The 12,618-nt window shown below is 68.0% G+C and carries 9 protein-coding genes; 1 reads left to right on the forward strand and 8 read right to left on the reverse strand.

Going from position 1 to position 12,618, the window contains the following annotated elements:
• Positions 1 to 50: 50 nt before the first annotated feature.
• The 6 genes from SPHME3_RS0116940 to SPHME3_RS0116965 all read right to left on the reverse strand — a co-directional run bounded on the left by SPHME3_RS0116940 (position 51) and on the right by SPHME3_RS0116965 (position 9,460).
• Positions 51 to 4,307 (reverse strand): translocation/assembly module TamB domain-containing protein, encoded by a 4,257-nt coding sequence (locus SPHME3_RS0116940; protein ID WP_017978165.1) that lies wholly within the window; start codon positions 4,305 to 4,307, stop codon positions 51 to 53.
• A complete protein-coding gene (locus SPHME3_RS0116945; protein ID WP_017978164.1) occupies positions 4,307 to 6,490 on the reverse strand; it encodes a BamA/TamA family outer membrane protein in 2,184 nt (727 codons plus the stop codon). The genes SPHME3_RS0116940 and SPHME3_RS0116945 overlap by 1 nt, the downstream gene beginning before the upstream one ends.
• A 151-nt stretch (positions 6,491 to 6,641) precedes the next feature.
• The gene (locus tag SPHME3_RS0116950) at positions 6,642 to 8,057 is read right to left on the reverse strand and encodes a coniferyl aldehyde dehydrogenase (protein ID WP_024310485.1); all 1,416 of its coding nucleotides are present in this window, start codon (positions 8,055 to 8,057) and stop codon (positions 6,642 to 6,644) included.
• Positions 8,054 to 8,497 carry a hypothetical protein gene (locus SPHME3_RS0116955; RefSeq protein ID WP_017978162.1) on the reverse strand — a complete coding sequence of 148 codons (444 nt, stop codon included), beginning with the start codon at positions 8,495 to 8,497 and terminating at the stop codon, positions 8,054 to 8,056. The genes SPHME3_RS0116950 and SPHME3_RS0116955 overlap by 4 nt, the downstream gene beginning before the upstream one ends.
• Positions 8,494 to 9,246 carry a prepilin peptidase gene (locus SPHME3_RS0116960; protein WP_017978161.1) on the reverse strand — a complete coding sequence of 251 codons (753 nt, stop codon included), beginning with the start codon at positions 9,244 to 9,246 and terminating at the stop codon, positions 8,494 to 8,496. Before SPHME3_RS0116960 ends, SPHME3_RS0116955 begins: the two co-directional genes overlap by 4 nt.
• Before the next feature lies 1 nt (position 9,247).
• Positions 9,248 to 9,460: a hypothetical protein gene (locus SPHME3_RS0116965; RefSeq protein WP_017978160.1), complete on the reverse strand. Its 213-nt coding sequence runs from the start codon at positions 9,458 to 9,460 to the stop codon at positions 9,248 to 9,250.
• Positions 9,461 to 9,611: 151 nt separating this feature from the next.
• On the opposite strand from SPHME3_RS0116965, the gene SPHME3_RS0116970 reads away from it, so the two are divergent.
• Positions 9,612 to 10,796, forward strand: a complete 1,185-nt coding sequence (locus SPHME3_RS0116970; protein ID WP_017978159.1) for a thiolase family protein — start codon at positions 9,612 to 9,614, stop codon at positions 10,794 to 10,796.
• Between the two features lie 46 nt (positions 10,797 to 10,842).
• Here the strand turns inward: SPHME3_RS0116970 and SPHME3_RS0116975 are convergent, their stop codons facing one another.
• Both SPHME3_RS0116975 and SPHME3_RS0116980 read right to left on the reverse strand, forming a co-directional pair.
• Positions 10,843 to 11,385: a GNAT family N-acetyltransferase gene (locus SPHME3_RS0116975; RefSeq protein WP_017978158.1), complete on the reverse strand. Its 543-nt coding sequence runs from the start codon at positions 11,383 to 11,385 to the stop codon at positions 10,843 to 10,845.
• A 46-nt stretch (positions 11,386 to 11,431) separates the two neighbouring features.
• Positions 11,432 to 12,559 carry a calcium:proton antiporter gene (locus tag SPHME3_RS0116980; protein WP_017978157.1) on the reverse strand — a complete coding sequence of 376 codons (1,128 nt, stop codon included), beginning with the start codon at positions 12,557 to 12,559 and terminating at the stop codon, positions 11,432 to 11,434.
• Positions 12,560 to 12,618: the final 59 nt, after the last annotated feature.

The raw sequence follows: 12,618 nt of genomic DNA on the forward strand, positions 1-12,618 counted from the left end.
TCTCCGCATACCCGTTATTCGGATTTGCGGAGAGGCTATCGCAGGTCGCGTCAATAGTCTCGCGAATATTTCAGGCGGACGTCCGACCCGCCCTGCGAGCCCGTCGCGGTCAGCAGGCTGAGCGTGCGGGTCAGCGCGATCTCCAGCTGCGTCGCGGTATAACCGCGCGCGTCGGTGACGATCTCCACATAGATATTGTCGGTGATGTATTTGCCCGCCGCCAGGCTGGTGCCGCGCCCGGTCGCCTGATCGGCGCCGAGCACGCGCAGCCGGTCGAAACCCGTCGCCGAGCGCAGCTTGCCGAGCGGGTTCAGCCCGCCGCCCGAGCCACGTAGCGAATTGAGCGCGCTCGCCAACTGGATCGCCTCGGTCGCCGACAGATTTTCGGGATTGGTGCCGAACAGCAGGCGGCTCAGCACCTCGTCCTGCGGCAAGGCGGGCGTGGAGGTGAAGGCGATCTGCGGGCGCTGACCGGTCCCGGTGATCTGGATCACCGCGGTGATGCCATTGACCGTGGTGGTCGCCTGGATGTTGATGTCGGGATCGCTCAGCGCGCCGCCGTTGAAGCGGATCGTGCCGCGATTGACCTCGAACCGCTTGCCCGCGAACGAATAGGTGCCGCGGACGAGATCGAGCCCACCGGTCACCACCGGCGCTGCCGATGTGCCGCCGACGTGCAGCTTCATCTGCCATTCCGATTCGAGGCCCATGCCCGACACGAACAGCTGGTTGGGCGCACTGACGTTGAGGTCGAGGCGGATCGTGCTGACAGGTGCCGGCGTCGGGCGGTCGGTGGGCCGCGGGGTGACGATCTGGCTCTTGCGGCGCACGCCCGTCAGTTCGGGCACCTCGGCCGCGCCCTGACGGATGATCTGATAACGCGCCTCGGGGATGGTGAGGTTGCCCTGCAACAGCCCGCCATCACGGCCATGCGTGAAGCGGATCGTACCCGACGAGGTCGCCGCCACCGCATCGCTCTTCGCGAGCTGCGCATTGTCCAGCCGCGCGCGGACATCGACCGGGAAGCCGGCATCCGCCGCCAGGCCAATCGTACCCTGCGCCTGCACCGTGCCGCTGCCCGCCCGTGCGGTCATCCCGGTCAGTTCGAGCCGGTCGTTGTTGAAGCGCGCGGCGATCTTCATCTGCGACAGGCGCGTGCCGTACGTTTCATTATCGTAGGTCAGATTGTCGGCACGGATCAGGCCGTTGAGCTGCGGTGCCGAGACGCGACCGGAGAAGTCCGCGGCGACCGCGATCGGTCCGGACAGCTGCTGGTTGGGCAGCGCGGCCAGGCTGAACAGCACCGCCGACGGGCCGTTGTAGCGGATGCCGCCCCCGAGCGGCGCCTGCATCAGCCGCGTCGTCCACGACCCCGCGCCCGGCGGCAGCGGCCGCAGCGTCGCGAGCAGGCGACCGATCGCCATCGGCCCACGCTTCACGAGTGCTCGCATCTCGCCACCATCGGGCAGCAGCTTGCCGATCACCTGCACGTCGACCGGTTCGGACACGGCCGACAGGCCGGTGCGCTGGAAATTGGCGACCGTCAGCCGCGCATCGGCCGCCGGGATCGCCTGCCCCTGCTGACGATAGTCGAGGCTGCCGGTGACGGCGCCCGATACGCCCAGATTCGGCACGAACGCCGACAGGATCGACAGGTTGAGCGAGTCGAGCCGCGCCTGCGCCGCGGTGACGCCGCCGCCGAACGATCCCGCAAGGCGCGCCGAACCGGCGTTGGTGCCCTGGCCGAAATCGATCCGCGTCGGCGCCAGCGTATAGACACCACGAGCCGCGGTGATCCGCGCCGGCGTGCCGGTGCGGAACGGGATGCCGTTCGCCTGCCCCTGCGCCGCGACCAGATAGGCGTCGGGCGACAGCCGTGCGTTGATCGCCAGACGCAGCGGTACGCCGCTCGATCCGTTGAGCACCGCCTGCGCGGTGCCGCGACCGCCGACATAATTCACCTTGGCGCGCATCGCCTGGATGACGAAGGCATTGTACCGCGTATCGCCCACCTGCACGTCGGCAACCACCTGCGGCGCCTTGGGAAGCATCACGACGCTAGCGTTGACGATGGCGCGACCGATGGTGAAGTCCGACTGGCCGGGAATGGTGGCGTTGAACGCGCGTGCGGCGACGTCCGCGCGCTGATAACCGCCCTGATCCGCCAGACGCACATTGCCGGTGATGCCACGGCCGGCGAACTGTAGCGCGCCCGCAAACGGCCCTGCCGGTGTGGCGGCGATCCGCCCCTGTCCGACGATGCCGGCAAAGACGAGGCGGTTGACGTCCACCGTCAGCCGCGGGCTGGGCCGCACGAGCACATCGGCGGTGAAGGGCCCATAATCGGTGCCGCCCTTCGCGGTCACGGCATAGGCCCCGCCGCGCCCGACGATCCGCGCATCGACATCGACCAAGCCAACGCCCAGCCCCGGCCGTGCCGCGTGCAATACGACGACGGGGGCATCGGCGGTGCCGGTGACACGCGCCGTGACGGGGCCATATTGCGCCGAATAGGCGTCGGCATTCACCGCCACCGCGCCGGTGCCCGGATCGAATCGTCCCTCGCCGCGGGTGATGCGGAACTGCGGCGCGTTCATCCGCAAGTTGCGGAAGGTGACGATGCCTTCGGGGCTGTAGCCGATGTCGCTGCGGACGATCGCATTGCCGCCCAGGAAGTCGCGCACGCCGCTATTGAACAGCTGCTTGGTCTGCGCGACGACGCGGCCGGTGATGCCGAACCCGCCACGTGCGCCGGGCACCAGCTCGGCGTCGGTGGTCAGGTCGATGATGCCGATGCTCTCGACGCGGTAATTGTTGACCCGCCCCTTCAGCGCGCCGGTGTAGCGACCCGTCTGCACGTTCGCGACGACCACCGCGGTCGCATCGATGTTATCGGATCGGATGCGCAGATTATCCGACAGGATATTGGGCATCGAAATGGCGAAATCGCCATTGATCCGCACATTGTTCGTCAGCCCACCCACGGCCGCATTCAGACCGGTGACGCGGCGCGCGCGCGCGTTGACGGGCACCAGGATGCGATCGGCATTCACCCGCGCCAGCCCCTCGGCATAGACGGTCTCGACCGTCGTCGTGCCGAAGCCCAATGCCGCCGCGCTGACCTTGTAATCCACCGTCGGCGTCGCGAAGGCGCCATCTAGCACCAGCCGCGCCATAACGTCACGACCGCGCAGGTTGGGTGCGATCGCGCCCGGCGTCAGCAGCCGTGCGTTGACCGCGAAATTGCCGAAGCGGCTGTTGGCCAGATCGAGCAGGCCGCCTGCATCCACCGCCAGCGCGTCGGACTTCAGCGTCATCCGCGTATCCGCCTTGCGGTCGTTCAGCGTCGTATCGATCGCAAGGTCCAGCCGCGGCGCGGTCAGCCGCTCGACCGGACCGGTCAGGTACAGGCCCGGGGCGGCAAAGCCACGCAACTCGATATGGCCATTCTTGGCGGTGATGCCAATGTCGGCAAGCTGCCCCTGCCCCAGCGTCGCCAGCGCGCGACCTTGCCACGCCTGCCAGCTCCCGCGCCCGTCGACGCTCGCGGTCAGCGGCGCCTTCAGCGACGCCATCGTGGCCACCACGCCACCGATGGGTGCCGACAGCTTGGCATTCACGTCGAGCATGTTGCGATCGGGAACCGCATTCAGCGTCAATCGCAGCCGGTCGCCACCCGCGATGCCCGGCCCGCGCAACGCCGCGGCGTCCGCCACCAGCTGCGCGCGGCGATCGGCGATATGCACCGCGCCATCGATACGCAGCACGTGCGTCTCGCCCGTCACCGGCTTCGCCAGCACCAGCCGGCCGATGTGCAGCCGGTTCACGTCGATATCGAGGTCGGGCAGCAGCGGCGCGTTGGGGTCGCTCGGCGTCGCCTTCAACTCCGGCCGGCGCGCGAGCGTGACGAGATCGGTCGACAGCCCCCGCACGTCGACATGGTTGCTCGCAAAGGCGAACGGCCGCCAGTCGACGTCGAGCCGCGGGCTGGTGAGGAATACGCCCTTGGGGTCAGCGACACGTACGTCGCTCAGCACCATCTTGCCGTAGAGAGACCCGTCGATGCGCCCGACCTTGATGTTGAGGCCCGACGCCGTCGTATAGCCGCCGATACGGTTGGCAACGAAGCGGCGGCCGGGATCGGTATTGATCCCCAGCACCACGACGCCGACCAGCACGACGAGCGCGAGGATCGCGACCAGCAGCCATTTCAGGATGCGCTGCCACAGCGGGCGCTTCGCAGCCACGATCACGGCGGGTTCGGCGACGGCGGATTCGGTGGCAGGCACGGGCGTGTCGTCGCTCATCAGTATGCCTGCCCGATCGAAATGTAGAGCGCGACGCGGCCGTCGCCCGGCCGCCGGTTGAGCGGCGTTGCGACGTCGATGCGCATCGGCCCGAAATTGGTGTAGAAACGACCGCCGATACCTGCGCCGAACTTCAGGTCGGTGCCCTTGGGCAGGCTCGATTCATAGCTGTTGCCGGCGTCGAGGAACGGCACGATCCCGAAATTGCCGAAGCGATAGCGCGCCTCGATCGAAAATTCGTTGAGCGAACGTCCGCCGACCGGATTACCCTGCGGATCGAGTGGCCCGAGCCGCTGATATCCATAGCCGCGCACCGACCCACCGCCGCCGCCATAATAGCGGCGCGATGGCGCCAGCGCGTCGCGATCGATGCCCTGGATCGATCCCGCCTTGGCGCGGCCGGCGATCACCAGGCTGTTCGACACGGGATAATAGAAGGTCCCTTCGATCATCGTGCGCACGTACGGGCGCACGCCGTCGCTGACCGCGCCCTCGGGGCTGAGGTTCAGGCGCAGGCGATAGCCGCGTGTCGGGTTGAGCAGGCTGTTCGACGTGTCCCATTCGACCTGCGCCGGCAGCGCGACGATGCCATAGTTGCGCCGCACCCGGTCACCGCGCGCGAAGTCGAACACGCTTTCGTTCGTCGCGACGAGCTCGCCGCCGTAATAATAGGTAAAGCGCTTCTGCCAGATCGGCGTCGACACATAGCTCCAGCGACCGGAGATGGTCGCGGTATAGGCTTCGAACGCGTCGTAATTGTTGTGGTTGGCACTGGCGAAGGCGAGGAAGGTCTTGTCGCGCTTGCCCGCGTTCGAGCGGCGGAAGGTCGCCGACAGACCCTGTTCCTGCGTGCCGGCGACGATCGTGCCGATCACCGCGCCCTCGGGCGGGAACAGGTTGCGGTGGGTCCAGCTGCCCTCGGCCTTGAAGCCCTGCCCGGTCGAATAGCCCGCGCTGCCCGCCAGGCTGCGGGCCGGCCCTTCGGCCTGCCGGACCAGCAGGTCGACCGCCTCGGTGCCGTCGGCGTTGACCCGCCCGGTCTTCTCCGGCTGCACGGACAGGCTGGAGAACAATCCCGTCGCGACCAACGCGTCGCGCAGATCGTCGGTCTTGCGGCTGTCGTACAGGTCGCCGCTCTTGAAGCGTGGGAAGACGTTGAGGTGGTCGAGGCCGAATACCGGATCCCCGCTGGTCACCAGCTGCCCGAAGCGCGCGCGCGGGCCGGTATCGACCGGCAGCGTATAGGCACCGGTCGCCTTGTCCGACTGGTCGTCGAGCAGGATGTCGCGGTCGCCGACCTTGACGAAGGGATAGCCTTGCTGCGGCAGGACCAGGCTGACGTTCGCCTCCGCCGCCTGGATGCGCGCGGCCTCGATCGGATCGCCGACCTTCAGCGGCAGGTTGCGCGTGATAAGGTCGGCCGGGATGACCGGCTGCGCTTCGACCTTGATCGACGACAGGCGATACAGCCGCCCCGGGGTCGCCGTGACGGTGGCGCGCAAGCGGCCGGAAGGTTTGCCATCCGTGCCGGGCTCCGCCTCGATCAGCGAAATCGCGGTGCCGTCATAATAGCCGAGCGACTTCATCAGCCGCACCGCCAGCCCCTCGTCCTCGCGCGCCCGCGCCGCAACCTGTGTCGCATTCGCGGCCTTGCCCTTGCCCTCCTGCAAGGCGGACAACGACTTGAACTCGTCCTCCAGCCCCAGTTTCTGCAAGCCGGTCAGCACCGTGTCGTACCGGATTTCCGGTGCGTTGGCGCTCTTGACGTCGGCGGCGGTTTGCAGCGGCGTGGTATCGAATTGCGTCAGCGGGATCAGCGGCTGCGCCAGTTCGGGGTTTTCCGCTGCGACAGGGGGCAGCGTCGCATCGCCCTGAACGGCGCCCGCCTGTCCGATGGACTGAACCTGAGGCACAGCCGCCTTCGCGGCATCCTTCGGCATGGGTTCGAGCGGCGCGTTGATGTCGCCGCTCAGCGTCGGCAATGCGGCGTCGAATGCGGAATCGGGGATGATCGGCCCGGTGTCGACCGCGGGATCGTTCGCGGTCGTCGGGATCGCCTGATCCTTGACCTTCGGCGCATCGGGCCCTTGCGCCGGCGCCGTGCCCTGCTGCTGGTTGAACTGTGCCGATGCCGGCGTCGCGGCGAGCAGCGCGACGGCAAGCCAATAATGTCGTCCGGTCAATACTCGCACGCGCTAACGTTCCCCTTTTCGAGAGCGTTCGCGTTCGAATACACCCCCAAGCGATTGGACAACGCCGAAGCCCGGTTTTGGTTGCCCGGCCTGAGGTTCTTTCTGTCAGCGACCCAGACTTATCCCGCCGCCAGCGATTACGTCAGGACCGGATTTGCCGCTTGATGGCCGCGGGGATCGCCTTGCCATACGGCGGCTTGATCCCGGCGAGCTTGGCGACGTCGATCCGCGGCTGCCGCAACACCGCCTTGGCGTGGCTGAAGGTACGGAAGCCGTGGATGCCGTGATAGCTGCCCATGCCCGACGGCCCGACGCCGCCGAACGGCAGATCCTCCATCGACACGTGAAAGACCACGTCGTTCAGCGTCACGCCACCCGAGATCGTCCGGTCGAGCACCTGCCGCTGTTCGGCGGCGTCCCCGCCGAAATGATACAGGCCCAACGGCCGTCCCCCGCGGTTGATCCGATCGATCGCGGCGTCGATCCCGTCGTACCGGACGATCGGCAGCACCGGGCCGAAAATCTCCTCCTGCATCAGGATCATGTCGTCGGTAACGTCCCGAACGATATGCAGCGGCATCTTGCGCCCGTTGGCTGTCGCGATGGCCTCGTTCGCCGGATTGACGACCTCGACGCGCGCGCCCTTGGCGCGGGCATCCTCGATCCAGTCGGTCAGGCGCTGGTGATGCCGGTCGTTGATGATCGCGGTGTAATCGGGATTGTCGAGCAGGGTGGGATACATCGCACCCGCCGCGCGCGTCAGGCCGTCGACAACCGCCTGCTCCTGCGCTTCGGGCACCAGCACATAATCGGGCGCGAGGCAGATTTGCCCGGCGTTCAGCATCTTGCCCATCGCGATCCGCTCGGTGGCGCGGGGCAGGTCGGCGCCCTTGCCGATGATCGCGGGGCTCTTGCCCCCCAGTTCCAGCGTCACCGGCGTCAGATTATCGGCAGCGGCGTGCAGGATGTGTCGGCCGATCCCGGTCGCACCGGTGAATAGCAGATGGTCGAACGGCAGCGCAGCAAAGGCTTGGCCGACATCGGCACCGCCGCTGACGAACGCCAGCTCGTCGGTCGCGAAATAGCGCGGCGCCACCTCTTCGAACAACGCTGCTGTGGCGGGCGTGAATTCGCTGGTCTTCACCATCACCCGGTTACCCGCGGCAAAGGCGCCCGCGATCGGCCCCATCACCAGATTGACCGGAAAATTCCACGGCGCGATGACACCGACCACGCCCTTGGGCTGATATTCGATCCAGCCTCGTGCGCCCAACAGGCCCAGCGGAAATTCCAGCTTGCGCTTTTCGCGGCGCATCCAGCGATCGACGTGTTTCAACGCATAGGCGATCGGCGCGATCGAGCCGGCGATGTCGGTGACCATCGATTGATAGGGGCTGCGATGGCCGAAATCCTCGCTCATCGCCGAGCAGAATCGCTCGCCATTGTCGCGGATCATCGCGGCCGCGCGGCGCAGCCGGTCCTTGCGGGTCGCGGCATCGACCGGCAGCTCCGCGGTGAAGGCGCTGCGCTGCGCCGCGAGGATATCCGCCAGCGTCATGCCGCGCATCCGATCAGGCCCGCGACCGGGACCACGACACCATCCGCACCGGGCCGATCGATCTGCAACGCGCCGCTCGGCACGCGCGCGCCCGCGGTCAGTCCCTCCTGCTGCACCACGTCCATCGTCAGCCGCGCGCTCATCCCCTCACCCCGATATTCTGTGCTCGCCGCAAACCCCAGCGGCGCCGTGCCGCTGACCGCGCTGCGTGCCAGGTCCACGGTCTTCCCCCCGACCGACACCCGCAGCGTCGCACGGTCCACGCTCGCCATGGCGACCAATTGGCGATCGGCGGTGCTCCACAGATAGGCCGCGCATCCCTTGGCGGGCAGCGCCTGCTGGCCGATCGGCCCCAGCAGGGGCGACGCCGCGGACACGATGGGCGGAACGGCCGGCGCGGCCGCCTGGAGTGCTAGGGCGAGCAACGGTGCGATCATCATGTCGCAAATGCTATCATGGCGAGCCACGCTGCGTAAGCTGCGATAGCGAGCAGCGCACCGAATGGCAGCGGCATATCCGCCGTGACCTTCGCGCCCCTCACCCGGGCAAACACGGCTACACCGAGGCCGATCAGGCTTGCGATCACGAGCACCGCCGGCAGCATACGCCAGCCCAGCCACAGGCCGATCGCGCCCATCAACTTCGGATCGCCGCCACCCATCCCGTCGCGCCCACGCCACCGCCGATAGCCCCAGGCGATTGCGGCGAGCGACCCATAGCCGGCAATGCCGCCGATGAGCCGCTTGTCCAGCGTCGGCGAAATGCCCGCCAAGCCTGCGGCAAGCCCCGCTACGGCAAGCAGACCGGTCAGTCGATCGGGCAGCCAGAAGGCGCGCACGTCGAGCGCCGCGAGCGCCAGCAGCAACCAGCCGAACACGGCACCGGCCACGCCATTCCACCCCGGCGCGGCGAACCCCGCCAGCACGCCGATCGCCACCGCCGCCAGTTCCACGCCCGGATGCCACGGATCGATCGGCGCCCCGCACCGCCGACAGCGGCCCCGCTGCACGCCATAGCTCACCACCGGCACCAGCTCGCGCGGGGTCAGCGTCGTCCCGCAGGCGTCGCAGGCGGAGCGTCCCCGTATCACCGAGCGCCCCTCCGGCCAGCGGATCGCAAGCGCAGCGATGAAACTGCCCAGGACCGCGCCCAGAACGCCCAGCCCCAGCGGCCATAAGGCCGCGGTCACGTCAATTCTCCGCAGGCTCCGGACCACGGATCAAGTAGCGGTAGACCCCGAGCAGATCGATGCCGAGCAGCACGACATTCTGCGATCCCAGCGCCCAGTCGCGCATCAGCACCGCGCCGGTGATCCACGCGATTGCCGACAGGCAGAACAGTGCCATCGCCCAGCCTGTATCGCGCCGCCCCCAATCGAGGGCCACGACGGCCGCGGCGATCATCCCGCTGATCGACGCAAACCACCGTAAAGGCTCGATAAGTTCTCCCACCCCGCCACAAAGCGCCGGGCGGTGTTTGTATCCGTGCGGCGATCATTGCCCCCGATCCTCCCACCCTTTAGATCACCGGCCCAGTAGAAACGCAGGAGAGCCTATGTCCACCGATCCCGTCGTCATCCTCGGCTACGCCCGTACGCCGATGGGTTCGTTCCAAGGCGCACTGTCGGGTGCGACCGCCACGGAGCTCGGCGCGGCAGCGGTGAAGGCCGCCGTCGATCGCGCAGGCGTATCGGCCGAGGCGGTCGAGCGCATCTACATGGGCTGCGTCCTGCCCGCCGGCCTCGGCCAGGCCCCCGCCCGGCAGGCGGCGATCGGCGCGGGCCTCGGAACGCATGTCGAAGCGACGACGGTCAACAAGATGTGCGGTTCGGGCATGCAGGCCGCGATCATGGGGGCCGAAGCGCTCGCCGCCGGATCGGTCGATATGCTGGTCGCGGGTGGCATGGAGAGCATGACCAACGCCCCCTATCTGTCCAAGGCCCATCGCAGCGGCGCGCGCATCGGCCATGATCGCCTGCTCGATCACATGTATCTCGACGGCCTCGAGGACGCGTACGAACCCGGCAAGCTGATGGGCAATTTCGCCGAGGATACCGCGGCCGACTATCAGTTCACGCGGGCCGCGATGGACGACTATGCAATCCGCTCGCTCACCCGTGCGCAGGCCGCGCAAGCCTCGGGCGCATTCGACCGCGAGATCGTCCCCGTCGAGGTGAAGGGGCGCAAGGGTTCGACTACCGTCGCGCTCGACGAACAGCCCGCCAAGGGCGACATCGCCAAGATCCCGACGCTGAAGCCCGCCTTTTCGCGCGACGGCACGATCACCGCGGCCAACGCCTCGTCGATCTCCGACGGTGCCGCCGCGCTGGTGATGACCCGCGCCAGCGTCGCCGAGCAGCTGGGGCTGAACCCGATCGCGCGCATCGTATCGCATGCCGCGCACGCGCATGCGCCGGCCCTGTTCACCACCGCCCCCGTCTTCGCGATGCGCAAGGCGATGGAGCGCGCCGGCTGGGGCCGCGACGACATCGACCTGTTCGAGGTGAACGAGGCGTTCGCCGCCGTCTCGATGATCGCGATCCACGATCTCGGCATCGATCCCGAGCGGCTCAACATCCACGGCGGCGCCTGCGCGCTGGGCCACCCGATCGGCGCGAGCGGCGCGCGCATCCTCGCGACGTTGCTGTCGGCGCTGGAAACGACGGGCCAGAAGCGCGGCCTCGCATCGCTGTGCATCGGCGGTGGCGAAGCGACGGCGATGGCGGTGGAGCTGCTGTAAGGGCGACGGTTTCGGGCGGGGCACGCTAGGCGCTTGCCCCGCCCCTTCACCGCCGATCGGCAGGTCGCAGCATCGACCAAAAGCGCGGACCGTCGCGTCCGACACGCCATTCGTCGGTCACCGCAAACCCCACGCTCGCATAGAATCCCAGATTCCGTTCGGTCGCCGTCTCCAGATAGCAGGGCGTTCGCCCTGCCGCCCGCTCCAACCCGGCCACCAGCGCACGGCGACCGAAGCCCCTGCCCTGCGCCACGGGATCGCATCCGGCGATGTGCAGATACCAGAAGTCGCCCTGCGGCATATGCGCCTCTACCGCGCCGCTGACCTGCAAGGCGCGTGGTATGGCCGTCCCAAGGGCGCCCGCGAAAGGTATCAGATGGCGGACGATCTCGCCCCACCCCATGGCGGCCCGTCCCGGCCCGCGCCACAGCGTCGTCGCCTCGCCGCCCTCGCTTACCAGCCGCATCCCCGCAGCACCGTCGCTGTCATACAGCAGCCTGAACAGCCGCGGCAGCTGCCGCGCCCGCGTCGCCGGATCGGGAAAGATATATCCGAACGCCGGATCGTCCTGAAAGGCGCGCGCCAGCATGCCGGCAACCGCACTCCGATCGCGTCCCGTCGCAAGCCGCATGACGTCAGGGCACCACTGTCGTGAACAGATAGGCGGCGAAGATGACAAGGTGGACGACTCCCTGCAAGATCGTCGTCCGCCCGGTCCCCAGCGAGATCGTCGTCACGAACAGCGACAGAGCCAGCAGCGTCATCGCCTTGGCGCCGATGCCGAGCGCCAGCGGCAACCCCAGCACCAGGCTAACGATCGCGACTGCGGGGATCGTCAGGCCGATCGTCGCCAGCGCCGATCCCAGCGCGAGGTTCAGGCTGGTCTGCAACCGGTCGCGCCGTGCCGCATTGAATGCCGCCAGACTTTCAGGCGCCAGCACCAGTCCGGCGATCATCACGCCGACCACCGCGAGCGGCAGGCCCGCCGAGATCACCGCCTGTTCGATCTTTGCCGACAGCCCCTTGGCGAGCAACACGACGACGACCAGCGCGACAAGCAGGACGCCAAATGCCGCCCACGCGGTCTCGTCGCTGGGCGGCGCGACATGCGCCTCCGGCTCGACATCGCCTGCCGGCAGGAAATAGTCGCGGTGCCGCACCGTCTGCACCAGCACGAACGTGCCGTAGAGGACGAGGCTGACCACCGCGACGAAGATCAGTTGAGAGGGGGCATAGGTCGGCCCCGCCGCACTGGTCGTGTAATTGGGCAGGATCAGCGACAGGACGGTCAGCGCCGCCAGCGTCGCCAGCGCCGCGCTGATCCCGCGCAGCGTGAAGCGTTGCTCGCCGTGCATCACCCCGCCGGTCAGCAGGCACAGCCCGATGATGAAGGTCAGGATGATCATGATCGCGGCGAACACCGTGTCGCGCGCCAGCGCGGACACGTCGCCCGATCCCGACACCATCAGCGACACGATTAGCGATACCTCGATCACCGTCACTGCGACCGCCAGCACCAACGTGCCGAAGGGCTCACCGACGCGGTGCGCGACGACTTCGGCCTGATGCACCGCGGACACGACAGCCCCGATCAGGATCACCGCAGCGGCGATCAGCCCGATCGTCCCCATGGCATACAGCGACACGAGCACCGCCGGCACCCCCACGATCGGAAACGCCAGCGACCACAGGGGCAAGCCCAGCCACCCCTTGGCACCCTGCGCCACCGTGCCGTCGTTCGCTGCCCCTGCCACGTCTATCATCGCCTCCCGGATCGTTACGCAAAGCCAATGCTCCAGCGCCACGAAAGCTCCCCACGACG

Origin of the sequence: Sphingomonas melonis DAPP-PG 224 (assembly GCF_000379045.1) — a bacterium.
In the GTDB taxonomy this organism is placed as follows: domain Bacteria; phylum Pseudomonadota; class Alphaproteobacteria; order Sphingomonadales; family Sphingomonadaceae; genus Sphingomonas; species Sphingomonas aquatilis.

Bases quoted from the DNA above. Each gene is read 5' to 3' on its own strand.
- SPHME3_RS0116965 (WP_017978160.1), bottom strand. From the start codon at position 9,460: ATGATCGCCGCGGCCGTCGTGGCCCTCGATTGGGGGCGGCGCGATACA.
- SPHME3_RS0116980 (WP_017978157.1), bottom strand. From the start codon at position 12,559: ATGATAGACGTGGCAGGGGCAGCGAACGACGGCACGGTGGCGCAGGGT.
- SPHME3_RS0116955 (WP_017978162.1), bottom strand. From the start codon at position 8,497: ATGATGATCGCACCGTTGCTCGCCCTAGCACTCCAGGCGGCCGCGCCG.
- SPHME3_RS0116975 (WP_017978158.1), bottom strand. From the start codon at position 11,385: ATGCTGGCGCGCGCCTTTCAGGACGATCCGGCGTTCGGATATATCTTT.
- SPHME3_RS0116950 (WP_024310485.1), bottom strand. From the start codon at position 8,057: ATGACGCTGGCGGATATCCTCGCGGCGCAGCGCAGCGCCTTCACCGCG.
- SPHME3_RS0116940 (WP_017978165.1), bottom strand. From the start codon at position 4,307: ATGAGCGACGACACGCCCGTGCCTGCCACCGAATCCGCCGTCGCCGAA.
- SPHME3_RS0116970 (WP_017978159.1), top strand. From the start codon at position 9,612: ATGTCCACCGATCCCGTCGTCATCCTCGGCTACGCCCGTACGCCGATG.